The organism is Mesorhizobium sp. M0954, from assembly GCF_040319155.1.
In the GTDB taxonomy this organism is placed as follows: domain Bacteria; phylum Pseudomonadota; class Alphaproteobacteria; order Rhizobiales; family Rhizobiaceae; genus Mesorhizobium.
The window spans coordinates 135,311-159,522 of sequence record NZ_JAMYNR010000011.1; the positions used below are offsets into that span (position 1 = coordinate 135,311).

Sequence of the window (24,212 nt, forward strand, 5' to 3'; positions counted from 1 at the left end):
CATGCAGCGAATGGGAATGGTGCTCGGCCTCAAGCCGGAGAAAGTCGCCGAGTATGTGCGGCTTCACGCTGCCGTGTGGCCGGACGTCCTCAAGATGATTTCCGCCTGCAACATCAAGAATTATTCGATTTATCTGAGGGAGCCGGAGCACCTTTTGTTCAGCACCTTCGAGTACCACGGCACCGACTATGCCGCCGACATGGCGAAGATGGCCGCCGATCCCACGACGCAGGAATGGTGGGCGCTCTGCATGCCATGCCAGGAGCCGCTGCCGACCCGCAAGGACGGCGAGTGGTGGGCGTCGATGGACGAAGTCTTCCATTATGACTGATGACATTTTCGATCCTGCCTCGCTTTCCCAGGCCTGGGCACAGCCGTCAAAGCCCAGGCCGATCGTGATTTTCGGCGCCGGCTCGATCGTCGGCGATGCGCATTTCCCGGCCTATGGGAAAGCCGGCTTCCCGGTTGCCGGGCTGTTCGACCCCGACCTGGCCAAGGCGGAAAAACTGGCGCAGAGATGGGGCGTCACCGCTTACCGGTCGGTCGAGGAAGCTGCGTCAATCAAGGACGCCGTCTTCGATCTGGCGACGCCCCCGGCTCACCACGCCGGCGTGCTCAGGGCGTTGCCCGACAATGCCGTGGCCTTGATCCAGAAGCCGATGGGCAGCAATCTCGCCGAGGCGACCGAGATCCTAGAAATCTGCCGCTCCAAAGACCTGAAGGCGGCGGTGAATTTCCAGCTTCGCTTCGCGCCGATGATGCTGGCACTCAAGGATGCGATCACCAAGGGCTGGCTGGGCGAAGTGGTCGATTTCGATGCATGGCTGGCGCTGGCGACACCCTGGCAGCTCTGGGAATTCCTGTTGCAGGCGCCGCGCGTCGAGATCGCCATGCATTCGATCCATTATCTCGACCTGATCCGACAATTGCTCGGCGACCCCAAGGGGGTTCACGCCAAGACGCTCGGCCATCCCGGCCACAAGGTTGCGCAAACGCGCACCAGCGCGATTCTCGACTATGGCGACACGGTGCGCTGTGCACTGTCGATCAACCACGATCACAAATTCGGTCGAAAACACCAGGCCTGCGAATTCCGCATCTGCGGCACCGAAGGCGCCGCTTACCTCAAACTGGGCGTCAACCTCGACTATCCGCGCGGCGAGCCGGACATTCTCGAAATCTACCCCAAAGGCGGCACGGACTGGATTGCGGTTCCACTCGTCGGCGCATGGTTTCCGGACGCCTTTGCCGGCCGCATGGCCAATGTCCAGCGCTACGCGTCGGGCGAGGACGCCGAGCTTGTCAGTTCCGTCGAGGACGGCTGGAACACCATGGCGCTGGTCGAAGCCGCCTACCGATCGAGCGCGGCGCCGGCAACACCGATAGCGGCGAGGCCCTGACATGGAGCAGACAGTCTATTTCGAGGACTACCGGATCGGGTCGTCGCGCATGACCAGCGGGCGCACCATCACCGAGACCGACTTCGTCGTCCATGCCGGCCATACCGGTGATTTCTTTCCCCACCACATGGACGCCGAGTTCATGAAGGCGACGCCGTTCGGGCAGCGCATCGCCCACGGCACGCTGGTGTTTTCGGTCGGCGTCGGGCTGACGGCCAGCGTCGTCAACCCGGTTGCCTTCTCCTATGGCTACGACCGGCTGCGCTTCATCAAGCCGGTGTTCATCGGCGATACGATCAGGACCCGCACCACCATCTCGGCTAGGGAAGACGACCCGAAGCGACCCGATTCAGGCCGGGTCGTCGAGCGCTGCGAGGTGATCAACCAGCATGGCGACGTGGTGCTGGTCGCCGATCACATCTACATCGTCGAGCGTCGCGACAAGCCGAGCAGAGCCTCGACAGATGACGCTGAAACCTAAAGACAAAAAAACCGCCTTGCGGCGGGTCCTCGGTGAATCATCACCATACGCAAATTAGTAGCATAGCTGCCGGCACAAAGCAAGAACAAAATGTGGCAAACCGGATAAATCGCGACAGGCGCTGCCCCTTATCGCCCTGCGAACCCCGACTTGCAGGACTTGGGTTCCGCGGAGCAGGCGGATAGAGGTGGTGCCGACATCGGGAATTGGTCATATCCGGTTGACCGGATATACAGGCTTGCCGCCGCGCAGGACTGATGCGACATCGGCAAACACCTTGTTGCGAACCTCCGCGTAAGACTGGGTCGAGTAGTGCGCCGCGTGTGGACTGACCAGGACGGTGTCCAGCGCCAGCAGCGGATTGTCGGGCGAAGGCGGCTCCCGCTCGAACGTGTCGATGCCGGCGCCTGCCAGATGGCCGCGCCGGATCGCGTCCGCCAATGCAACCTCGTCGACCAGGCCGCCGCGGGCCACGTTGATGAGTATCGCCCCTTTCTTCATCCGCGACAGGGCTTGCGCCGACATGATGTTTCTGGTCTCCGGTGTCGCTGGAACGTGCAGCGAGACGATGTCGGCCCTGGCCAGCAGCTCGTCCAAGCCGACCGGTTCGGCACCACCGGCCGCGATGTGCTCGGCCGGCATATGCGGGTCGTAGGCGATGATGTGGTAGCCGAAGACCCGCGCCCGCTCGGCAGTCAGTCGCCCGATCTGGCCGAAGCCGATCAGGCCGAGGATCTGCCTGTCGGGCCGTGTGATGCCGGCGCCATCGGTCATTGCAGCCCAGCGGCCGGCGCGCACCGCGCTGTCGAACTGCTTCAGCCTGCGCGTCAAGGCCAGGATCAGGGCCATGGCGTGGGTGCTGACTTCAACCAGATTGGCGTCCGGCACGTAGGTTACCTGAACACCGGCACGGCTGGCAGCCTCGACGTCGATCGAATCGAGCCCTACGCCGAACCGCCCGATGACCTTGAGCCTCTTCAGTTCCGCCAAAACGCGAGCCGTGATCGGCTCCCGCAATACCATCAATGCGTCGGCGTCGCGGCAGTGTTCGATCAGGGCATCTTCCGTGAGCAGCGTCTTCTCGACAAATTCGACGTTCAAGCCGTCGAGGTAGCGCAGCTGCTCCTCCTCGACTGACAGCACACCGTCGGTCTTGATGATCTTCATGGCAAACTCTTGCTATGAGGCGCTGCGCGCCGAGGCGACGCCGGCGGCAAGGCCGGCCCCGAGAAACATCGTGTCGCTGGCCAGCATGTAGAAGCTGATGCCGTGCCGCGACCATTTGCCGACATCATCCGCCGAAGGGCGAAAGATGCCGACGGCCTTGCGGGCCGTGCGCGCCGCGGCCGCGATCCTCATAATCGCTGCATTGAGCTTGTCCTGGCCGGCCGGCCCCATGGCGTCGATCGAAACCGACAGGTCGCCGGGACCGATGAAGATCACGTCGACGCCGTCGACCTGGACGATGTCGTCGATGTTGGCGAGCCCTTCGGCCGTCTCGACCTGGATGGCGACCGTCAGGACATCGTTGGCCGAGTTGAGGTAGTCCGGAATCCTGTAGCCATAACCGGCGGCGCGGCCCGGGCCGACACCGCGGGCGCCGACCGGCGGGTACCGGCAGGCCATGACCGCCACGCGCGCTTGCTCGGCCGTGGAGACGCGGGGTACCAGGACACCCGACGCGCCGGCGTCGAGCGCGGCGGCCATCCACTCCGGCGTGTGGCCGGGAACGCGCACCATCGCGGGAACCTTGTGGACATCGGCGGCGCGGATCAGATCCTCGAGCCGTTCGCGGCCGATCTGCGAATGCTCCCAGTCGATGCACAGGAAATCGACCCCGCTGGCGGCGGCCACTTCGACCGCCACAGGGTGCGGGATGGCGCAGAAGGTGCCGATGAGGCGATCGAGAGAGATACATTTCTTGCGAAAGTCGTACATGAAATCTCCAGAAATTTTCGGCGTCGGCAAAAACCTGTTTGCCTATGTGGCCCTTGACGAAGGATGCACGGCTTCCGTCGACATCGGAAAATGCCGGCTGCCGCCTGAAAACGGCGGGAAGGTCTTGTAGTCGGCGCGCATCTCCAGCCGCGCCGGCGATTGCAGCGCGTGCGTCAATGCAGCGGGACTGTCGAACATGACGCGATTGCGCTGCATATGGTCGATCCGCGGCCAGGGCAGCGAACCGCACCAATCCAGTCGCGACAGAACCTCGATGTGGCGAATGCCGGGGAAGCCCCGCATCAATTGCGGATGATGCGTCACATAGTGGTAGAGCCAGGCATTCATGTCTTCGGCCGGCCCGGGATAGTGGACAAGATAGCTGCAGGGCAGCCCGGACGTCTTGACGCCAGCGTCGTCGACGGGAAACGGACGCACGCACATTGCCTGTTGCGTCGGCCTCGAACCGGCGATGCTCGACAGCATACCAGGTGCGGCAAGCGCCTGCAGATGGCCGGACGGCGCCAGCGCCGCCTCCATGCCCGCCAGTTCGTCGAAATAGAGCTGGAAGCCAAAGACCGGCGGTGGACCATCGTTGTTGAACATGTCCGTCGCCACTTCGGGCAGATAGATGTTTGCAAGCGCAAGGCCCGGCGTCGATGCAATCACACGCCGCACGGCGTCAACGTCTTCACCGGCGATGGCCAAATTTGCCTCGCGGTCATCATGGAAGAAAGCAAGATAGGCAAAGCGCATGTGGACACCTGCTGGATCGAGTTCGACTAGATCAAATTCGGAAGAAAGAGAGCGATCTGCGGAAAGAGGACAATCAGCAGGATCAGCAGAAGCGTCAGCGCGATGTAAGGCGCCGCAGCCATGGCAACCGTCTTGAGCGATGTGCCTTTCGGCGCAACGCCGATCATGATGAACAGCAGCAGACCAAACGGCGGCGTGGTGAAGCCGACCTCGTAGGCGAGCAGCAGGATCAGCCCGAACCATACCGGCTCGTAGCCGAATTGCTGGGCGATCGGCAGGAAGATCGGCAGCGTGATCAGCATCATCGAGACCTGATCCATGAACATGCCGAGCAGCAGGATGACGAGCACCATCATGAGCAGCATGGGATACGGTCCAAGATCGTAGCCGACGATGAACTGGATAAAGCCGTTGGAGGCGCCGGAGAAGGCGAATATCTGCGAGAACGTCGTCGAAGCCGAGATGATCAGGAAGGTCATGCCGGTGACCTTCATCGCATCGTCCAGCGACTTCCAGACAACCGACCAGCTGAACCGTCGGTAGACAACCAACAAGGCGAAGACGGCGGCACAGCCGAGGCCTGCCGACTCGGTCGGGGTCGCTATTCCAAGGATGATCGTGCCGACCACCATGAACACGATGACGCTCATCGGAATGATGTTGACGGCGACCGCCCTCACCTTCTCGGCCGCGGGAACGGCGGGTACCGGATAGTGCGGAGCGGCGTCCGGATCGATCTTTGTCTGCGCGAAGATCAGCGCCGCATACATGACAACGAGCAGCAGTCCAGGCAGAGCCCCCGCGATGAGCAGCGCGCCGACGTCGATCTGGGCCAGCGAGCCGAGCAAGACGGCCAGCGAGGATGGCGGGATGATGACGGCAAGGCTTCCGGCGCCAAGCACCGGGCCGTAGGCCATATGCGGCTTGTAGCCTCGCTTCAGCATCTCGGGCACCATCAGCGAGCCCATCATGCCGGTATTGGCGAGGCTCGAGCCCGACAGCGCGGAAAAGATCGTGCCGGCGGCCAGCACGACATAGGCGAGGCGTCCGCGCAGATTGCCGATGCACAGGTCGAGCGCGTAGATGACCTTCTCGCCGAGGCCGGAGCGGAAGAACAGGCTGCCCATGACGAGAAACATCGGCAGCGGGGCAAGCGCGTAGGTCGAGACAGCGTCGGAGAAGTTGGCGACCATCTGCGTCACGCCGATCGAGCCGCCGAAGAACAGATACAGCCCGATCACATTGGTGACGAAGAACGCGAAGGCGACCGGCAGCCCAAGGCCCATCAACACCAGGATGGTGCCAACGAGCACGGCGAATGGAAACAGCCAGGCCACCGGTCAGAGCCCTTCCATTTCCAGCGGATCGAGCGTGTACAGCGTGTCACGGCCGAGCAGATATCTGAGCCATTCCAGCGCCGAGAGATAGAAGGCGAGCATGATGGGCAGAAAGACCAGCCATTTCGGCATATCGAAGCTGCGCGTTTCATATTCGCCGCCCGCAACGGCACTTGTCAGCGAAGACAGAGCGACGCTGCCGAGGTAGAGGCTGACGCCGATGCAGGCGAGATAGACCAGCTTTTCAAGCACCGCCCGTGCCCGCACCGGCAGCGCCTGGCGCAGGAACTCGACGAAGACATGGCCCTTGCTGTGGACCAGCCATGGCATCGGCAGAAATGCCGCGTAAAGCAGGCCGTATTCCGTCGCCGACACCGCCCAGGCAAGCGGCCTCAGGCCCAGATTGCGGACGCACACATCAGCAACCACCGCGACGATGATGAGGCCAAGCACCACTTTTGCCGCCGCCGCCAACGCAAGGCTCAGCTTCCCAATCGCTGCAAACAATCTGTCCATGCGCGACGACCCTCATGTCCACCTTGATGAAGGGGCGCACCAGCGCCCTCGGCTCGGGCTACTGGAAGAATTTCTTCAACTGATCGATGTTGGTGGGATCGCGTTTGGCCATTCTCGCCCAGCTCGCCTGCGTGGCAGCCGCCAGGAATTTGTCGCGGCCGGCGCCGGTCAAGCTGATCACCTTCTGCCCGCCGTCAATCATCGCCTGTGCCTGTTTTTCGGACTGGGCAAGGTTGGCGTCATAGCTCGCGCGCTCGTATTCGACGGCCGTGTCGGCAAGCAGCTTCTGCGCTTCGGGCGACAGCGTGTCCCATTTCGCCTTGTTGATCGAGATCAGCACGTCGGTTTTGAAGAACTGCGGGTCGACACGGTATTTGGTGAATTTGTCCCAGCCGAACGACGCATAGCCAAACACGGTATACGCGTTGGCATTGACGACGCCGCGCTCGAGCGAGGTATAGACATCCCCCGGCGCCTGCACGATCACCGTTGCGCCCAAGGATTCAAGGAAATCGCGGTAGAGCGGCGACGAGCGGATTTTCAGGCTGCCCCAGTCGATGCTGCCTTCGCTGTTGAGCTTGGGTTCGTCGACGGTGAAGACGTTGAAGCCCGAGCCCGCGTCGACATGCGCCAGCAGGTGGGCATTGGCCTTCTTCTCGAAAATTCCGCTGATGAAATCCCAGCCGCCATTGTCGCGGACCCCCCACGGCGTCTTCGTCGATGCGGAGAAAACCTCGCCTTCGGGCACGAGTTCGAGGAACTGCCCTGCCGGTGTGTCGATCACATCGATCAGGCCGCTCCTGAGCGCCGCGCCCTGCTGGATCGGCGGAATGACCTCCGGCCCGCCACGGACGTTGATCTGGACCACGCCCTTGCCCTTTTCGTTCACCTTCTGAACGAACTTCAGGAAGCTCTGCGCGTAGCCGTTCTGCGTCGGCGTAAAATGCACGGCGTTGAGGACGACCTCTTCGGCCGCGGCGCTACCCGCCACACCCGACATGAGTGCAGCCAGAACAAGGGATTTCCAAATGCGCATTGCCATACTCCCTTTGATAGTTCGTCCATGATCGGGTTCGATCTAAAATTGCAATCGCCGCGCCGCCGCGTGAACGGCGGTTAGTTGGCATCATCTCCTACTGTCAGGAACCGCCCATGCGCGTAGAAGACCGGCGATCGATGAGCGCGGTCCAGCGCAACGCCCGACACGATGCCGATGACGATCATGTGCGATGCCCGCACGATGATTTCGGCCACCCGGCATTCGAATATTGCCCGTGCGCCGACAAGCAAGGGCGCGCCGGTTTCGCCACGCACCCATGATCCGGACGAGAACCGCGCGGCGCCCTTGGCTTTGGTCATGCCGCCAAAGGCACGTACAACGTTCTCCTGGTCGCCGGCGGGAAGATTGACCGAAAACGGCGAGCCTTCGCGAATGGCCGAGGCAAAGGTGCTGCCGCGGTTGACGCAGGCCAGCAGGGAAGGCGGCTCGGCGCTGAACGAACAGAGGGCCGTCGCCGTGATACCGCAAAAACCGATCTCGTCATGTTCCGACGCGAGGATGGCGACCGAGCCCGCCACGGCCCGCATAGCCTGCTTGAAGGCGCGCGGATTGATGGCGTCGTGCCCATCCACCCACGGCGTCGGAATGGCGGCCGCCGGCATCAATTTACTCGAAGCCCGGCCTGGCGCATCAGCGGCAGCACGCGGTCGCAGAAGAATGGCAATTCGTAGGTGTAGTTGACGAATGTGAGGGCGGCGCCGGAATAACCCTGGTCCATGATCTCGGTGAGGTCGTCGACGATCTTTTCCGGCGTGCCGATGAGTGGGAAGGTTCCGGCACCGCCGGCGAACCTTTGCCGATATTCGGTGAAAGCCTTCGCATCGTGCGAGTTCGCGAATTCCTTCTTCTTGCGCATGTGCTCGTCGACCGCACCCTCGTCCGCGCATTCCAGCGCGTAGTGCCGGTAGTAATCCTCGGCTTCCTGCTGGGTCTCCCGGCAGACGACGTGACAAACCGTATAGACGCCGACTTCGCGCCCGACTTCGGCCGCGCGGTTGGTGATGTCGACCACATGCGCACGGCCGTCGGCAATTTCGGAAAAGGTCGAAAACAGATAATCGCAGTGGCGCGCTGCGTAGTTGCGCCCCGGCGCGCCGAAGGCGGCGTTCATGGTCACCGGTCGCGGCGCCTGCAGGCTTGGCGGCCGGCTGACGACGCCCTTCAGATCATAGAACTCGCCGCTGAAGTCGAACGGCTCCCTCGATTGATAGGCACGCACGATGATGTTGATCCATTCCTCGGCCTGATCGTAGGTCCGCTCGCCGACCGTCTGCCCGAACATGGCGAACTCATCCGGGTTCCAGCCGCAGACGATGTTCAAGCCGGCACGCCCGTTGGAGATGTGGTCGACCGTCGCCAGCGCCTTTGCAGCCTGCAGCGGATGAACCAGCGGCACATGCACCGTCATGAACAGGCCGATGTTTTCCGTGGCGACAGCAAGGCCCGCCGCCCAGGTGAACGTCTCGAACGACCATTCCCGCACATGCGTCAAACCGCCGAAGCCGCGCCAGCGGGCGATCGGCAGCAGAAACTCGAGGCCGGCGCGATCGGCGATGCAGGCGGAGTTTAGGTTGTCTTCCCAGCGGGCACGCCAGCGCTCGGGAACGGTGGTCATTGCCAGGCCGCCATCGGCATTCATTGAAAAGACGCCGAGCTTGAACCTGTTCGGCCCTTTCAGCGGGTGCTGCTTCCTGATCATGCTTTCCCCTGCCGCGACATGCCCTCACCTTCACCGTTGGAGTTTTGAAACGGTGGGCTAAGCTTCGTGAAACGCTCCTCGGCGTTCTGAATGAAGTGGGTCATGCGGTCGTAAGCGGCGACGGCGTCGCGCTTGACGAATGCCTCATAGATTGCGCGCATGCCGGCAACGATGACGGCCTGCGTCGGCTGGTGCGACAGCGTCCTTAAGCGGACGACGAGCACATGGTCGGCGAACCTTGCAATCGTTTGGGAAAGGCGCTCGTTCTCGACGGCGCCGAGCCAACAATTCCTGAATGCCGAATTGGCCTGGAAAAAGCGGTCGGCATCGCCGGCGGCGGCCGCAGCCTCGGCCTCCCGAAGCGCGGCTGCCAGCGTCTTGAGGCCAGCGGCGTCAAGTGTCCGTGCGGCGTGCGCGGCGGCCCGTGGCTCAAGCAGGCGGCGGACCTCGAAGATGTCGGCGACATCCGTCGCGGTAAGCGTGGGCAGGGTGAAGCCGCGTGTCGTGCCGACGAGATAGCCCTCATGCACCAACTGCATCAAGGCGTCGCGGACAGGCATTCTGGAAATGCCGAGCTGGGCGGCTATATCGACATCGACGAGCTTCTGGCCAGGCGCCAATTCGCCATGCTGTATCGTCAGCCGGATTTGTTGATAGACCTGGGCACGCAGATTGCCATCGCCAACCCGTTTGAGCTCTATCGTTTCCGTCATCCACGCCTTCCCATGCGAAGATTTCGTATATTGTTTGAGGCTGTGTTCTCGCAGTCGTGCCGTTTGAAATGCAGCCACGTGTCGGCAGAAATCCACCTATCAGCCATGTTCCCGGCTCAAGTGGAGCATAGGCTGGATCACCTGGCAAGATGTTTTAAGTTTATAATGTATACTGTTTGAGTTCGCCGTCCGGAGGGCAAAGGGTCACGCCATCCGTGCGGTCGCGCCGCGCGACGGCGGGGAGAGCCAGCGATCCGCGCGGTTCGGTAAAAAGCGTACAGACGTTTTTCCGTGACACATCGAAGTTGACGGATTTAACTAAAATTACTTGCGATCTGCGCGCGCCGGCACGCCCACCCCGATCCCTCGCCGGTACGCATTACTGGATCGCCCGCCGTATCGAAAGGTGCGGCGGGCTTTTCGTTTCGTTTGGCGGGGAGGCGCTTATGCGAGACTTGCCCAGGAATATCGACGCCGACGTCGTGATCGAAATCAGCAAGCTGCTCGACGACCGGGCGAAGTCCGTGCCGGTGCCGGTGCACAAGCTGGCGGCGATGATCCGGCTGGGCGTCGAGACGCGTCTGACCGATCACTCCATCGAGGAGCTGATCGTGGAAATGGCCGCGACGCGGGGGCTTCCGATGCTGTTTGATTTGCCGGTGGTCGACAACGTCGTGCCGATTGCCTCGGCGCGCCGTCCCCGCTGACACTTCGCTCGAACCTCACCGGTCGTCGCGTCGCCGCCCGACTTCACTTGTCCTGATGCGCGGACCGGGTGTCGCCTTTCTTTTCGGGGTCGTGGGTATGGTGGCTGTCGCGTTCGCCGCCGCCGCCGGAGACCTTGCTGTGGCTGCGACGGTCGGAGTCGGCCGGCGGCTTTTCGACGCTCAGCGGCTTCTTGGCGTTTTCGTGCGCGGCGCCGGGACCGCCCTGGCGGATGCTGGCAGGAGTCTTCTTCGACGTGGACATGACCTAGCGATCCTGGACGTTGCCTTGATGGGTGGTGTTGACCTTCGTATTGCCTTGCTGGCCCTGCTTGTCGGGATCCGGCACGGTCGATTGCGGCGCCTGGTCGGCTGCTACCGGTTTTTTGTCACCGGCGCCCTTTGGGCTCAGGTTCTTCGGCGGCACAGGGGGAGGTTTTGTGCTCATGGCGTGTCTCCTTCCGCCACCCAAACAAGCGGCTCGGGAGAAAGGTTCCCGATGGCCCGGTCCGAACGGCAATTGCCGCGAATAGCCGGGCCCGCAGGCCGTGGCTTGGCCGGCGGGATCCAGGATTTATTTCTTGATGATGTTTCCGTTGTTCAGATCGAAGGCCTGAGCACCGAACGCCTGCCTGAAGAAATCCTCCTGCAGATCGCCCCATTCGCCAAGATAGGCGCCGCAATTGCTGCAATAGATCGGCGTCGAATCCTTCGGGTTGTCGGGAATTTCCATCAGGATCGTCCCACACGCCTTGCAATCGAGCTTGTCATCCAAACGGCGGCCCATTGGCCTATAATTGCGCGTTTTCGGCCGCGCGCCAATTGTCGTATTCGTACGAAACTGCGAACGGTACGTTTTCCACCTGCAGGCGGGCAGCAGGCTAGCGGTCCGCCGGATTTCCGAACGGGGGATCGCGCCGCCTCGAATACCTTCCCAGCCGCGTCAGCTCGTCTGGAAAGTCGACCCAGGGAAGCCTCATGTCCCAATATGCGTGGGCCTGCGGCGGAAACCGTTCGGGGTGGTCGAGAAAGCCGATCGACAGATAGAGTTCGTCGGGCAGGCCCTGGTCGACATAGCCGATCGATGTTCCGCAATCCGCACAGAAGGACCGAAGCACGCCTGGGGTTTTCGAAAAGGTCTTCGGCGTGCCGGTGAGCAATGTGAATTCGGAAGGCCGATAGCCGACCCACACCGATAGCGGGCTTCCTATCGCCTTGCGGCAGTCGTCATCGTGATCGGAGCAAACCCAGAACGGCTCGCCGCGCATCTCCGCCGTTATGGCGCCGCAAAAACAGGACCCCGTTTCAGTTCGTGGCATTGCCTGCCTTCATTGCTGAGTCTCACTCATTGCTGGCCTGGCATTTCGGTATTTTCCTTGGGGTTCTTCTTGATGCCGGCGGCAGGCGAGGTGTCGGCCGGAGCATTGCCACCCTGGTTCTGCTCAGGGGCTCTTTTGAGCGGCGAAGTTCGCCAGCCCATATCGCCGTACAAAAAACCGATGAGAAAGCCGACGATGATGATGGCCGAAATCACCATCGCAATTAACGCGTTACGTCGCTCCATTTCGCGCGGCTCCTTTCTTCGGGCCGAACAAACGATGGCGGAAATGGTTCCGGCGAGACGGAACGGACCCGGCCCGGAACATTCAGCCTTACGGCGGGTTCTTATGCATGCTCTTCTTACAGGGAGTGGCTCGCATGAAACCCGCCGTAACCGATCGCATCGAAACCAAGAAATACGACCACCCGACAGGCGGCTGGGGATCGCTCAAATCCCTGGTCCGCAAGGCGCGCGGCGAAGGCCTGCTGTTGTCCGGGATATGGAGCACGCTGCTCAAGCAGAACAAGGCCGACGGCTATATGTGCGTGTCTTGCTCATGGGCAAAGCCAGCCCAGCCGAGGCCTTTCGAATTCTGTGAAAACGGCGCCAAGGCGACGATGTGGGACCAGACCAAGCTGCGCTGCGAACCCGCTTTCTTCGCCGAGCATTCGGTGACGGAACTGCTCGATTGGCCGGACCACGATCTTGAGAAGCAGGGCAGGCTTACCGAGCCCATGCGCTACAATGCCGCCACCGACCGTTACGAGCCGGTTTCCTGGGACGATGCATTCCGCGACATCGCTGCCGAACTGCGGCGGCTCGATCCCAAATCGGTGGTGTTCTACACGTCCGGCCGGGCCTCGCTCGAGGCCTCGTTCATGTACCAGCTTTTTGCGCGGATCTATGGCTCTTCGAACCTGCCCGATTCGTCCAACATGTGTCATGAATCGACTTCGGTCGGCTTGCCGGAATCGATCGGCTCGCCGGTGGGGACCGTGCAGCTCGAAGACTTTGCGAAATGCGACATGATGTTCTTCTTCGGGCACAACACCGGGGTGACGGCGCCGCGCCTGCTGCATCCGCTGCAGGAGGCACGTCAACGCAACGTGCCCGTCTTCACTTTCAATCCCTTGCCCGAGCGGGGACTGAAGCGCTTCAAGAATCCGCAAAACCCCCTCGACATGCTGTCGCCCGGACCGGGTACCAAAATGTCCAGCGACTACTTCCAGGTTCGTTCGGGCGGCGATATCGCCGCGATGACGGGTATCGCCAAGGCGTTGCTGGCGCTCGACGACGACGCCCGCGAAAGCGGCAGGACGCGTATCCTCGACACGGCTTTCATCGCCGAACACACGCATGGCTTCGCCGAATTCGAAGCCTTCCTGCGCAAAACCCAGTGGAGCGATATCGTCGCGCGATCCGGCATTGCGCAGACCGACCTGGAGCATGTCGCCGAGGTCTACAGCCATGCCAACGCGGTGATCAGCAATTACGGCATGGGCCTGACCCAGCATCGGCACGGCACCGAGAACGTCCAGATGCTGTGCAACCTTTTGATGCTGCGCGGCAATATCGGAAAACCCGGCGCCGGCATTTCGCCGCTGCGCGGCCATTCCAATGTCCAGGGGCAGCGCACCGTCGGCATATCGGAAAAACCCGAGCTCGTCCCGCTCGACAAATTCGCCGAGTTCTACGCCTTTGAACCGCCGCGCGAAAAAGGCCTCGATACGGTCGAGACCTGCGAAGGCGTCATCGACGGATCGGTCAAGGGCTTCGTCGGACTCGGCGGCAATTTCGTGCGGGCCGTTCCGGAAACCGGCCTGGTCGAGAAAGCCTGGCGTGGGCTCGACCTGCATGTCGAGATCGCGACCAAGCTCAACCGCAGTCACCTGATCGCCGGCCGGAGAACCTATTTGCTGCCTTGCCTGTCACGGCTGGAAAGAGACCATCAGGCAAGCGGCGACCAAAGGGTGTCGGTAGAGGATTCCACCGCCTGTATCCACGGCTCGTTCGGATCGCGACCTCCGGCTTCGCCGCATCTGCTTTCAGAGCCCAGGATCGTCGCCGAACTCGCCAAGGCCACGGTGCCGGGCAGGAGTTCGATCCCATGGGATGAGTGGGTTGGCGATTATTCCCGCATCCGCGACGAAATCGAGCGCTGCTACCCCCAACATTTCCGCGACTTCAACGAGCGTTTCCTGACGCCCGGCGGCTTCCATCGCGACATCAAGGCGAGCAAGCGGGTGTGGGAGACGCCGAACAAGAAGGCCAATTTCAAGCTGCCAAGTGGCCTTGAAACCGATCCTGACATCGATGTCGCCGGCGATGATGTGCTGACACTGATCACGGTGCGCTCCAACGACCAGTTCAACACGACCGTCTACGGCTACAACGACCGGCTGCGCGGCATCAGCGGCACACGCATGGTGCTGTTGATGAATGAAAAGGATATCCAGCGCCTCGGTTTGAGCGCGGGACAGGAGGTCGATCTCGAAGCCAACGCGCGGGACGGTGTGGAGCGCCGCGTGCACGGACTGCGCATCACGCCTTACTCGGTGCCGGAGGGAAATTGCGCCGGTTACTACCCCGAGCTCAACCCGCTGGTTCCTTTGTGGCACAGAGCCGAGAGGGCTCATGTTCCGGCGGTCAAATCGGTACCGGTGCGGATATTGCCATAGGCGTTCGTCGTTCGCGGCAGGCACGCACCACGCCGATGTGACCTGGCGCCACTTTCAATCGCGACCTCAGCCGGCTCGCGCGAGTTCATCCACAGCATTCAGGATCGCACTCTGGCTCGCCGGCTTCTGCACCATCCTGCAAGCGCGGAACCCGGCTGGAATCTCGCGTTCGCCAAAGCCTGAGAGGAAGGCGAACGGAACACCGCGCGTCCGTAACGCTTCCGCGATCGGATAGCTGGTCTCGTCGTTCAGCTGGATATCCAGCAACGCGGCGTCGATCCCGCCTTCGCCAACGAGCCGGAGTGCCGCCGTTACCGACGAAACAGGTCCAACCACCTGATGGCCGGCTTTGCGCAGGTAAGCCGCCGCGTCGTCGGCGATCAGCCATTCGTCCTCGACGATCAGCACACGCATCTTTCCGGTCACGACGAGCCCTCACGGGTCAGAGGGAATGCGATTTCCGCCTCCAAACCATTTGAGTGGAAAGTTGTTTCAACCTTTCCGCCCAGCCGGTAGCCGATTTCTCCGCGCAGAAGGGTAAGGCCGAAGCCGCTGTCGGTTGGCTCCTTGACGCGGGGGCCGCCCTTCTCGCGCCAAGTGAGCCTGAAGGTTCCGTCCGCCACCGACCATTTCACGACTATCCGCCCGGCAGGTTTCGAAAGTGCGCCATATTTCGCGGCATTCGTCGCAAGTTCATGGATTGCCATGCCGAAGGAAAGCCCTTGTACCGGCTTGAGGCTCACCCGTTTGCCATGGAGTTCGAACCGTTCGGCCCCGAAGGGATCGAGTTCCTGGCGCAGCAGTTCCTCGACGGAAGCTTCGGTCCAGCTTTCTCGCGAGAGCAGACTGTATGCTCGTGACATCGCCTGCAGGCGGCCGATCAAGGCGTCGGCGAACTCGTCTTTCGACGCCGAGTTTTCACGTGTCCGGTTGGTGATGCTGGCGACGACCGCCAGCATGTTCTTGACGCGATGGTTCAGCTCCGAGATGAGCACCTGCTGACGCTCTTCCGCCTGCGCCAGCGTCGTCACGTCGATCATGGTCACGACCACGCCTTGGACGCCGCCGCTCTTGTCCCGATAAGGGTTGATGCGAACCAGGTGAAACCGGCCGTTGTCATCGCGCGCAAGGTGATGGTTCAGGGTCTCTCCCGTCTCGAACACCGCCTGGATGTGCCGCTTCAACTCGGGGTAGTCGAGTCGGCTCGAAAGATCGGTCAGCGGGCGGCCGACATCGGACGGACGCAAGTTGAAGAACGACGACGCGGCGGGAGTAAAGGTCCGCACCACAAGGTTGCGGTCGAGGAAGATGGTGGCGATTTCCGTGCTTTCGAACAAGTTTCTGAGATCGCTGTTGGCGCGATCGAGTTCCTCTATCTTGCCGGTCAGCTCCGCGTTGATGGTGTTTAGCTCTTCATTGAGCGACTGCATCTCCTCCTTCGAGGCCTCAAGCTCCTCATTGGTCGACTGCGCCTCTTCATTGACGGAGACGAGTTCCTCGTTCGAAGATTTTACTTCCTCCAGCGCGGTTTCGTATTCCTCGATGGTCGATTGCAGCCGCTCGCGTGTGTCGCGCAACTCCCGCTCGAGATCGGCCGCGTCGTCGGTGCCGCGGCTTTCGTGTGCCGGCTCGGGGCGTAGCTGGGCCTGTCCCACCGGATTGAACAGGACGAGGTAGAGGGGCTCGCCATTACCGCGTTCCGTGTATGGCTCGACCGTCAATGTAATGAACTGAAGCTGTCCGTCGTCTTCCTCGACCGCTATGTTCTCCCGCACGACCGTGCGGCGCGTCGTGGCTGCTTCCCGCAATGCGGCGCGCAGTTCCAGTCTCAGCCCGTGGCGGGCCTGGGTCAGCAACTGCCGGCTCGGGGCGCCTTGCGGCGCTTCCAGATATTTGCCCGTCCGCGCCGAATAGTAGACGATGTCGCCATCGCCATTGACCAGAACGTGAGGCGGGGCGAACCGCTCCAGCACCTGAGCCTCGATCGCCTGGCGCAGTGAATGGCTGGCCGCATCCTTCTTCGAGCCGCCGCGTCCGACCGGAAGGGCACCCGTGCGGCCATTGCCGATCAGGACCGGCGGCCGCGGCGTGGCATGTTCCCGCGCCTGGAATATCCGCTGCTTCTTGTCGACCGTGGCGAACAGGTCACCGTGCTGACCGATGGTTTCCGAGGTCCCGAGGAACAGATAGCCGCCCGGGCGCAGCGCGTAGTGGAAGATCGGGATGACCCGGTTCTGGATCTGCGGGCCGAAATAGATCAGCAGGTTGCGACACGAAATCATGTCGATGCGCGAGAACGGAGGATCGCGGATAATGCTGTGCGGCGAAAAGATGCACAGTTCGCGCACCTCCTTGCCGAGCACATAGCTCTCGCCGTCACTGTGGAAAAAGCGTTGCCTGCGCTCGGGCGAAAGCCCGTGCAGCAGCGCTTCTGGATAACGTGCCGCACGCGCCACCGCGAGCGCCGGCTCATCGATGTCGGTCGCGAATATCTGGACGCGCGGTGGCGCCGAAAGCTTCTCCATGCGCTCGCGCATCAGGATGCCGATCGAGAACACCTCCTCGCCGGTGGCGCAGCCGGGCACCCACACACGCACCGCATCGGAGGCGTTCTTGCCTTCGAAAATCTGCGGTATGATCTTGTCCTCCAGCAATTTGAACGCTTCGGCGTCGCGAAAAAAGCTGGTGACGTTGATGAGGAGGTCGCGAAACAGCTTCGCCACCTCGTCCGGATCCCTTTTCAGCCGTTCTGTGTAGGTGGTGATCGACTGCAGCTGCGTTATCTGCATGCGCCGCTTTACGCGACGCAGGAACGTCTTGGCCTTGTAGCCGGAAAAGTCGTGACCGGAATGGCTGCGCAAAATGGCGTAGATTTCATCGCGGGCTCGATCCATCTCGGCCTTGTGTTCGTCGTCTGCTTCGGTCAGCCCGTTCAGCACGTCGAAACCGCGGACAAACGCCTGAAGCTTTGCACCGATCTGCTCGGCGGGCGCCGCTATGTCGATCAGGCCGCTCGAAATCGCGCTCTGCGGCATGGCTGGATTGCGCGGGCCGGAACCGTTGGAGGCCTGGGCAATGGTCAGCCCGCCATGCTCCTTGATTGCCCTGGCGCCGAGCGTGCCGTCCGAATCGCCACCCGACAAGATAATGCCGACGGCATACTCGCCCTGGTCCTCGGCCAATGCGCTGAAGAAGATATCGATCGGCTTGCGCTCGCGGCTGAACGTGTTCGGCCGGCGCAGCGAAAGCGCGCCCTTACGGATGGTGAGGACGACGTTTTGCGGCATCACATAGACCTGGTCGGGTTGGACCGCTGCCCCCTCCTCGGCCACCAAGACCGGCATTTCGGTATAACGTCGGATGACCTCGTGCAGCAGGCTTTCCCGCTCCGGGCTGAGGTGCGTGACGACGACGAACGCCATGCCGGTGCCGCCGGTCATTCCCTTGAACAGGCCCTCCATCGCCGGAATGCCGCCGGCCGATGCACCGACGCCGACTATGGGAAACCTTCCATTCTGGGATGCCACGCCAAGCCCCTGGTAACAGCCGCGAACACAAAGCCGTCAAATCGGGCCTCAGACCCTAATCACGCCTCAGACTAAGACCGGGCCGAGCCTGAGGCCAGTAAATAGTCCAGTAACGGAACAAAGCACCGCGGCTGGGCATTAACATTTGACTTCGGAGGCGGTTCCAATGGCAAGACGACCACCTGAAATAAAGCCGGCCAAGCGAATCCTGTTGCCCTCGCCGGATCTGACCAAGTTCCCGGTATCTGAAAACATCCCGCCTCGCCTGCTCGCGCTCGCGGAACGATTGCAAGAGGTCCTGGCCCGCCATTTTGCGGAAGTCCGCGCCGACAGCCCTAAATCCCGCAGGAAGAAGGAACAATGAGGTGCGCGACCTGCAAGGCTTGCATATCCTGATCGTCGAGGACGAATGGATGCTGGCGGGCGATCTTGCACGTTACTTCAGCAAGATGGGCGCCGTGGTGCTTGGCCCGGTGGCGACGGTCGAACAGGCATCAAAACATACGGACGAGGCGGAGGCCGCGATCCTGGACGTCAATCTCAACGGACGACGGGTATTCCCGATCGCCGACGAGTTGATGCGCCGTGGCGTGCCGTTCGTGTTTTTCAGCGGCGACGAAGACATCGTTATTCCTGAGCGCCTTCGCTATGCCAGCAGCCTCCGAAAATCCTCGAACGGCCAGGCTGTCTTCGATGCTCTCTTCCCAGCCGAGACGTCGGCATCGAAAGGAGGCCGATTGTCGGAGCCCTCGGACGACGTATTTTCGCTGCTGCCCAAGCTCAGGCTCGCGGCGCGCCTGCTGCTGGGAGATGTGGAGGCCTCCGACCGGCTGGTCGAGCGAACGCTCGAACAGGCCATCGGCGAAATCGACAAGAGACGATCCGGCTCCTCCACGGAGGACTGGCTCAACGGCATCATGCGAAACATCGTCAGGGCACGCGGGCCAAACCTGCTGCACTGACCGTGGCCGCTGTTTGCCGCGATCCTACTTCCGGCTGCGTTCGACGAATTTGTTGAAGCGGCTGGTCTTTCCGCCGCTGGTCTCATCCTGGTAGAGGAAGGCCAGTTCGTTCTCATCGAAGATCCTGAAGAACTCGTCCCATTCGACAGGCTCGAACGTCTCTTCAGGCTCGCCGAAGTCGATGCGCAGTATGCCTCCCTCGCCCTTGGTGCGCACCACCGCCGGTCGCCCGTCGCGGTTCTCGGCCCAACGGCGGATTTCGTCGTGATCGGTGGTCGTCTTGGATTCAGACATCGCAATCTCCCTTCGATTCCACCGCAGGCCGCGAGATCTCACGCGTTGCTCCGGTCTGCCCTCACACAACCAGCAGATGCATTGCTGCCCGGCATGTGCGCGCGGTTGGTTGATTATGGCTCCTAACACCAAGCGCGCTTCGATGTTCCCGTGCCCAGCCCAAGGCGGGGTCGCTTTCGGAGCGCAGCGTTCCGGGAACTTTGTTGAAGCAAGGGAACAAACCTTTCGCCCGGAAGTTTGGGGCGGCAAAGCCATTCGTATGAGGAGTTGTCGTGAAACGTATACTGGTCACGGGAGGCTGCGGTTTTATCGGCCGCCACGTCGCCCAGGAACTCGTTGAACATGGCTATGGGGTTTCAATTCTCGATGCGCTGCTGGACCAGGTGCATGGTGGCGAGGCAATCAGCCTGCCGCCAGGCGCCAAGCTGATCAAAGGCGACGTTCGCGATCGCGACGCCATCTCAGAGGCGGTCGACGATGTCGACGCGATCATTCACCTGGCGGCTGAAGTGGGCGTCGGCCAGTCCATGTACGAGATCGCCCGCTATGTCGGCGCCAACGACCTCGGCACCGCCACGTTGCTGGAAGCGCTGATCAAACGCCCGATCGAACGGATCGTCGTTGCTTCGTCGATGAGCGTCTATGGCGAGGGTCTCTATGCGACGCCGGACGGCCGGCGCATCGACAATGCAAGACGGCAGCCGGACGATATCCGCAGCGGCCAATGGAATCCCCTGTCCCCGGAAGGTGAAGTCCTGTCGCCGCTGCCGACCGACGAACAGAAACCGGTCGATCTCGCCTCAATTTACGCGCTGACGAAATACGCCCAGGAACGCGCCGTACTGATCTTCGGCGAAGCCTATGGGGTCGATGCGGTGGCGCTGCGCCTGTTCAATGTCTTCGGCGCCGGACAGGCGCTCTCGAACCCGTATACCGGCGTCCTGGCGAACTTCGCCGCGCGCATCGCCAACGGCCAGCGGCCGCTGATCTTCGAGGACGGCGAACAGCAGCGCGATTTCGTGCATGTACGCGACGTCGCCCGCGCCTTCCGGCTGGCGCTGGAACAGCCGCAGGCACGCAGCCACGTCATCAACATCGGCAGCGGGCGAGCCTACGCGGTCAGCGACGTCGCCCGGCTGCTCGCCGAAGCGATGGGCGTGCCTGGCCGCCAGCCGGAAATCCTCGGCAAGGCACGCTCCGGCGATATCCGCAATTGCTTTGCCGACATCTCCAAGGCGCGCGAACTGCTCGGCTTCCAGCCGCAGTACCGGCTGGAGCATTCGCTCGGCGATTTCGTCGCCTGGGTGCGCAACACGGTCGCCATCGATCGCAGCGCCGAGATGAAGCGGGAACTCGAAGCGCGAGGGCTGGTATCATGAGACCGGAGTCACCCGATTTTCGCGAAATGCCCATCGCCATTATCGGCGGCAGCGGCTTCATCGGCTCCAACCTCGCCGACAGCCTGTTGTCGGATGGCGAGCCGGTGCTGGTCATCGACAACCTGAGCCGTCCCGGCGTCGAGCAGAACCTGGAATGGCTGACGCAAAAGCACGGCAGCCGCCTGACCATCGAAATCGCCGATATCCGCGACGCCGAGGCGCTCGCGCCGCTGGTGGCGCGTTCAAAGGCGGTTTTCCACTTTGCAGCGCAGACCGCCGTCACCACGAGCCTGGTTCGACCGGACGAGGATTTCGACGTCAACCTGCGCGGGACGTTCAACGTCCTGGAAGCCGCTCGCCGCAGCGGCAAGCGCACCCCCGTCGTTTTCGCCAGCACCAACAAGGTCTATGGCCGCCTCGCCGATCTCGCCATGCGCGAAGAGGACGGCAGATACGCGCCTCGCGACGCGGCCATCCATGCGCACGGCATCGACGAGACGCGCGGCCTCGATTTCTGCACGCCCTATGGCTGCTCCAAGGGCGCGGCGGACCAGTATGTCCTCGACTACGCCAAGTCATACGACCTGCCGACGGCGGTGCTGCGCATGAGCTGCATCTATGGACCGCGCCAGTTCGGGACGGAGGATCAGGGCTGGGTCGCCCACTTCCTGCTTAGCGCCTTCTCCGACCGGCCGATCACCATCTATGGCGACGGCAAGCAGGTGCGCGACATCCTACACGTTGCCGATGCGGTCGCGGCCTATCGCGCCGTGCTCGACCGGATCAAGGAAGTCAGCGGCCAGGCATTCAATCTCGGCGGCGGACCACAAAACGCCGTCAGCCTGCGCATGCTGCTGAAGGAGATTCGCGACATAACGAAACGGGACGTTTCGATACGTTACGACCGCGAACGCACCGGCGACCAACCGTTCTTCGTCGCCGACACACGCGCGATCGAGGCGCTGGGATGGAAAGCGCACGTCCCGTGGCAAAATGGCATCCGCGACCTCGCCGACTGGCTGCAGCGTCATCGCCTCGACCCGCATCCCGAACCGGCGAGGTACGTGGCATGAAGGTCGCCCTGGTCAATCCGTCCTGGACGTACCAGGACAGCATCTATTTCGGCTGCCGCCAGCCGCATCTGCCGCTCGAACTCGGCTATTCGAAAGCGCTGCTCGAAGCCACCGGCCACGAGGTGCTGATACTGGACGGGCAGATCCAGAAGCTCGACAACGCCGCGCTCGCCGATCGCGTCGCCGCATTCGAGCCTGGCATGACCGTCGTCAGCACCGCGCCGACCTACCTGTTCTGGCGCTGCGCACCGCCCGAGTTGCGCGTGCCGGCCGATTTCCTCAATCATCTTGCCGGGCGCGGCGGTCGCACCGTCGCCGTCGGGCCGCATGGCTCGGCGACGCCGACGCCGACTTTGCGCAAGCTTGGCGTCGACATCGTCGTGCGCGGCGAATGCGAGGAAGTGGTCGCGGAACTTGCCCGGCGCGACGACTGGACTGCGGTGCCGTCCACGGCCCATTTCGAGGATGGAGAACTGGTCTCGAACGGCGGCGTGCATGCGAGCTCGTTCATCGATCACCCGCCGCTCGAATGGCCATCGGACTGGATTGCCGCGCATTCGCACCACCATCACCGCTTCGACGACAACCAGGTCGGCTTTGGCGCGGAGGTCGAGGCGTCACGCGGCTGCCCGTATAATTGCAGCTTCTGCGCCAAGATCGATTTCCGCGATGCCTATCGCCGCCGGAACCACGAAGCAGTGATCGCCGAGATCGACCGGCTGATCGCACAGGGTGTCGGCTACATCTACTTCATCGACGAGATCTTCCTGCCGCAAAAGGCATTGCTGGAGGCGCTGGTCGACCGCGATGTGAAGTTCGGCGTGCAGACCCGTATCGACCTCTGGAAGCCGGAATTGCTGAAGCTGCTCGGTGCCGCCGGCTGCGTCTCGATCGAGGCGGGCCTGGAAAGCCTGACTGTGGAAGGCCGCGCCATGCTGGCAAAACGCTGCCGTTTGGGCACCGAGGAGCTGGCCGCGTTGCTGGTCGACGCAAGGCGCCACGTGCCGTTCGTCCAAGCCAATCTGATCGGCGTGGTCGAGGACGATCCCGCGCTCGTCGATTATTGGCGAAAGCACCTGATCGACAACGGCGTTTGGGCCAACGAACCGGTGCCGCTCTACCCTTATCCGAGTTCGCCCAGCTATCGCGAACTTTGGGGCGAGCCGGACGATCTCGCCTGGGAGCGCGCGCATGAACATTACCTCGCATCCTTCCGAACGTTCAGCGACATCCAGGAGAAGCGTCCGCGTCCGCTGGCTGAATTGGAGGCCACATGTTGCGGACACTGAGCCCGCCGCGTCGCATACTGATGACCGTCGATGCCGTCGGTGGCGTCTGGCGCTATGCGCTCGATCTGGCCAGGCAACTGGTCGCCGGCGGCGACAGCGTCGTGCTTGCCGGGCTTGGTCCGGAACCGTCCAGGCAGCAGGCGGAGGAGGCCCGGTCATTCGCGGCGCTGACATGGCTCAACACGCCGCCCGACTGGATGACCCGCAACGAGCACGACCTCGACACATTACAGCAGGAGCTGCACCCGCTCATACGTGACTACGCCGTCGAAATCGTCCATCTCAACGCGCCGACGCAGGCCGCGGGGCTCGATGTGCCCTGCCCGGTCGTGACGGTGTCGCATTCCTGCGTGGTGACATGGTTCCACGCCGTCAAGGGACAGGCGGCGGACGGCGAATGGACCTGGCAGAAGGACCGCAACCGGCGCGGTTTCGACAAAGCAGGCATTATCGTTGCACCCAGCCGCAGCCATGCCGACATGCTCGAAACCTGCTACGGGCCGATCGCGCGCCTGAGCGTCGTCGGCAACGGGGCGCGGCCCGGCGCGAAGAGCGAAAGACGGGAATCGGTGGTTTTCGCCGCCGCGCGCTGGTGGGACGAAGGAAAGAATGCGGCGGTGCTGGACCAGGCCGCCTCCCTGACGCAATGGCCGGTCTTCGTCGCCGGCTCCTTGCAAGGCCCGGACGGCCAGCATGTTGGCTTCAGTCACGCCGTTCCCGTCGGACCGGTGCCACATGAGGAAGTGCGCTCGCTGATGGCGCGGGCAGGCATTTTCGTATCGCCGTCGCTCTACGAACCGTTCGGCCTGGCCACGCTGGAAGCCGCGATGTCGAAGACGCCTTTGGTGCTCGCGGATATCTCGACCTATCGCGAATTGTGGGACGGGGCGGCCATGTTCTTCGACGCGCGCGATCCGGGCGATCTCGCCAGATGCGTCAACAGCCTTTGCAGCGACGCGCAGCGCCGGCGAGAGCTCGGTGAAGCAGCGGCTCGCCGAAGCCGCAGATTTTCATTGGCAAGACAGGCGACCGCCATGCGCGGCGTCTACGACAAGGCGGCCCTGGCCACCATGGCGGATAATTGA

The 24,212-nt window shown here is 62.5% G+C and carries 28 protein-coding genes; 11 read left to right on the forward strand and 17 right to left on the reverse strand.

Translation table 11 applies throughout. From position 1 onward, the window contains the following. The first annotated feature begins 1 nt into the window (after window position 1). From NKH93_RS17175 to NKH93_RS17185, 3 genes are read left to right on the forward strand one after another with little or no spacing between them, the layout of a single operon-like run. Window positions 2-331, forward strand: coding sequence for an L-rhamnose mutarotase (locus tag NKH93_RS17175; protein ID WP_352502205.1), 330 nt, complete (start codon window positions 2-4; stop codon window positions 329-331). Beyond that, on the forward strand, window positions 324-1,400 hold the full coding sequence (locus NKH93_RS17180; RefSeq protein ID WP_352819012.1) for a Gfo/Idh/MocA family protein: 1,077 nt from the start codon (window positions 324-326) through the stop codon (window positions 1,398-1,400). The genes NKH93_RS17175 and NKH93_RS17180 overlap by 8 nt, the downstream gene beginning before the upstream one ends. Before the next feature lies 1 nt (window position 1,401). Further along, window positions 1,402-1,881 carry a MaoC/PaaZ C-terminal domain-containing protein gene (locus NKH93_RS17185; protein WP_352971066.1) on the forward strand — a complete coding sequence of 160 codons (480 nt, stop codon included), beginning with the start codon at window positions 1,402-1,404 and terminating at the stop codon, window positions 1,879-1,881. Window positions 1,882-2,091: 210 nt separating this feature from the next. Here NKH93_RS17185 and NKH93_RS17190 read toward each other — a convergent pair whose 3' ends face one another. The 9 genes from NKH93_RS17190 to NKH93_RS17230 form a co-directional block, all read right to left on the reverse strand. Beyond that, on the reverse strand, window positions 2,092-3,048 hold the full coding sequence (locus NKH93_RS17190; RefSeq protein ID WP_352819006.1) for a C-terminal binding protein: 957 nt from the start codon (window positions 3,046-3,048) through the stop codon (window positions 2,092-2,094). A 12-nt stretch (window positions 3,049-3,060) separates the two neighbouring features. Further along, on the reverse strand, window positions 3,061-3,819 hold the full coding sequence (locus tag NKH93_RS17195) for an HpcH/HpaI aldolase family protein (protein WP_352819003.1): 759 nt from the start codon (window positions 3,817-3,819) through the stop codon (window positions 3,061-3,063). Window positions 3,820-3,861: 42 nt separating this feature from the next. Beyond that, window positions 3,862-4,575, reverse strand: coding sequence for a hypothetical protein (locus NKH93_RS17200; RefSeq protein ID WP_352819000.1), 714 nt, complete (start codon window positions 4,573-4,575; stop codon window positions 3,862-3,864). A gap of 26 nt (window positions 4,576-4,601) precedes the next feature. Next, window positions 4,602-5,912, reverse strand: coding sequence for a TRAP transporter large permease (locus NKH93_RS17205; RefSeq protein WP_352818997.1), 1,311 nt, complete (start codon window positions 5,910-5,912; stop codon window positions 4,602-4,604). 3 nt (window positions 5,913-5,915) lie between these two features. After that, entirely contained in the window at window positions 5,916-6,428 is a 513-nt protein-coding gene (locus NKH93_RS17210) for a TRAP transporter small permease (protein ID WP_352502198.1), read from the reverse strand. Window positions 6,429-6,486: 58 nt separating this feature from the next. Then, the gene (dctP, locus tag NKH93_RS17215) at window positions 6,487-7,464 is read right to left on the reverse strand and encodes a TRAP transporter substrate-binding protein DctP (protein ID WP_352971069.1); all 978 of its coding nucleotides are present in this window, start codon (window positions 7,462-7,464) and stop codon (window positions 6,487-6,489) included. 80 nt (window positions 7,465-7,544) lie between these two features. Next, window positions 7,545-8,090, reverse strand: coding sequence for a flavin reductase family protein (locus NKH93_RS17220; RefSeq protein WP_352768347.1), 546 nt, complete (start codon window positions 8,088-8,090; stop codon window positions 7,545-7,547). Continuing rightward, a complete protein-coding gene (locus NKH93_RS17225; RefSeq protein WP_352455311.1) occupies window positions 8,090-9,184 on the reverse strand; it encodes an LLM class flavin-dependent oxidoreductase in 1,095 nt (364 codons plus the stop codon). The genes NKH93_RS17220 and NKH93_RS17225 overlap by 1 nt, the downstream gene beginning before the upstream one ends. After that, complete coding sequence (locus NKH93_RS17230) at window positions 9,184-9,900, reverse strand: GntR family transcriptional regulator (protein WP_352502196.1); 717 nt, start codon at window positions 9,898-9,900, stop codon at window positions 9,184-9,186. Before NKH93_RS17230 ends, NKH93_RS17225 begins: the two co-directional genes overlap by 1 nt. A 446-nt stretch (window positions 9,901-10,346) precedes the next feature. On the opposite strand from NKH93_RS17230, the gene NKH93_RS17235 reads away from it, so the two are divergent. Next, a complete protein-coding gene (locus NKH93_RS17235; RefSeq protein ID WP_352502195.1) occupies window positions 10,347-10,607 on the forward strand; it encodes a hypothetical protein in 261 nt (86 codons plus the stop codon). A gap of 43 nt (window positions 10,608-10,650) precedes the next feature. Here the strand turns inward: NKH93_RS17235 and NKH93_RS17240 are convergent, their stop codons facing one another. From NKH93_RS17240 to NKH93_RS17260, 5 genes are all read right to left on the reverse strand, one after another. Next, a complete protein-coding gene (locus tag NKH93_RS17240; protein ID WP_352971071.1) occupies window positions 10,651-10,869 on the reverse strand; it encodes a hypothetical protein in 219 nt (72 codons plus the stop codon). 3 nt (window positions 10,870-10,872) lie between these two features. Next, a complete protein-coding gene (locus NKH93_RS17245; protein ID WP_352971073.1) occupies window positions 10,873-11,052 on the reverse strand; it encodes a hypothetical protein in 180 nt (59 codons plus the stop codon). Between the two features lie 126 nt (window positions 11,053-11,178). Further along, entirely contained in the window at window positions 11,179-11,337 is a 159-nt protein-coding gene (locus tag NKH93_RS17250; protein ID WP_023716639.1) for a hypothetical protein, read from the reverse strand. A 148-nt stretch (window positions 11,338-11,485) separates the two neighbouring features. Continuing rightward, entirely contained in the window at window positions 11,486-11,923 is a 438-nt protein-coding gene (locus NKH93_RS17255; protein ID WP_352971075.1) for a GFA family protein, read from the reverse strand. 26 nt (window positions 11,924-11,949) lie between these two features. After that, window positions 11,950-12,168 carry a hypothetical protein gene (locus NKH93_RS17260; RefSeq protein WP_352472892.1) on the reverse strand — a complete coding sequence of 73 codons (219 nt, stop codon included), beginning with the start codon at window positions 12,166-12,168 and terminating at the stop codon, window positions 11,950-11,952. Between the two features lie 134 nt (window positions 12,169-12,302). Between NKH93_RS17260 and NKH93_RS17265 the strand changes: the two genes are divergently transcribed. Then, window positions 12,303-14,603, forward strand: a complete 2,301-nt coding sequence (locus NKH93_RS17265; RefSeq protein WP_352971077.1) for an FdhF/YdeP family oxidoreductase — start codon at window positions 12,303-12,305, stop codon at window positions 14,601-14,603. 66 nt (window positions 14,604-14,669) lie between these two features. Here NKH93_RS17265 and NKH93_RS17270 read toward each other — a convergent pair whose 3' ends face one another. Both NKH93_RS17270 and NKH93_RS17275 read right to left on the reverse strand, forming a co-directional pair. Beyond that, window positions 14,670-15,017, reverse strand: coding sequence for a response regulator (locus NKH93_RS17270; RefSeq protein WP_352502221.1), 348 nt, complete (start codon window positions 15,015-15,017; stop codon window positions 14,670-14,672). 8 nt (window positions 15,018-15,025) lie between these two features. Beyond that, entirely contained in the window at window positions 15,026-18,130 is a 3,105-nt protein-coding gene (locus NKH93_RS17275) for a CheR family methyltransferase (protein ID WP_352971079.1), read from the reverse strand. A gap of 166 nt (window positions 18,131-18,296) precedes the next feature. Here NKH93_RS17275 and NKH93_RS17280 point away from each other — a divergent pair, with 166 nt between their 5' ends. Then, complete coding sequence (locus NKH93_RS17280; protein WP_352818973.1) at window positions 18,297-18,494, forward strand: hypothetical protein; 198 nt, start codon at window positions 18,297-18,299, stop codon at window positions 18,492-18,494. 1 nt (window position 18,495) lies between these two features. After that, complete coding sequence (locus NKH93_RS17285; RefSeq protein WP_352818969.1) at window positions 18,496-19,092, forward strand: response regulator; 597 nt, start codon at window positions 18,496-18,498, stop codon at window positions 19,090-19,092. Window positions 19,093-19,116: 24 nt separating this feature from the next. Here NKH93_RS17285 and NKH93_RS17290 read toward each other — a convergent pair whose 3' ends face one another. Further along, window positions 19,117-19,386 carry a hypothetical protein gene (locus NKH93_RS17290; protein ID WP_352818966.1) on the reverse strand — a complete coding sequence of 90 codons (270 nt, stop codon included), beginning with the start codon at window positions 19,384-19,386 and terminating at the stop codon, window positions 19,117-19,119. A gap of 272 nt (window positions 19,387-19,658) precedes the next feature. Between NKH93_RS17290 and NKH93_RS17295 the strand changes: the two genes are divergently transcribed. The 4 genes from NKH93_RS17295 to NKH93_RS17310 are packed head-to-tail and all read left to right on the forward strand — an operon-like array spanning window position 19,659 to window position 24,212. Further along, the gene (locus NKH93_RS17295; protein WP_352818963.1) at window positions 19,659-20,765 is read left to right on the forward strand and encodes an NAD-dependent epimerase/dehydratase family protein; all 1,107 of its coding nucleotides are present in this window, start codon (window positions 19,659-19,661) and stop codon (window positions 20,763-20,765) included. Next, on the forward strand, window positions 20,762-21,838 hold the full coding sequence (locus tag NKH93_RS17300) for an NAD-dependent epimerase/dehydratase family protein (protein ID WP_352818960.1): 1,077 nt from the start codon (window positions 20,762-20,764) through the stop codon (window positions 21,836-21,838). Before NKH93_RS17295 ends, NKH93_RS17300 begins: the two co-directional genes overlap by 4 nt. Continuing rightward, window positions 21,835-23,127, forward strand: a complete 1,293-nt coding sequence (locus NKH93_RS17305; protein WP_352612125.1) for a TIGR04295 family B12-binding domain-containing radical SAM protein — start codon at window positions 21,835-21,837, stop codon at window positions 23,125-23,127. Before NKH93_RS17300 ends, NKH93_RS17305 begins: the two co-directional genes overlap by 4 nt. Then, the gene (locus tag NKH93_RS17310) at window positions 23,112-24,212 is read left to right on the forward strand and encodes a glycosyltransferase family 4 protein (protein ID WP_352488481.1); all 1,101 of its coding nucleotides are present in this window, start codon (window positions 23,112-23,114) and stop codon (window positions 24,210-24,212) included. The genes NKH93_RS17305 and NKH93_RS17310 overlap by 16 nt, the downstream gene beginning before the upstream one ends.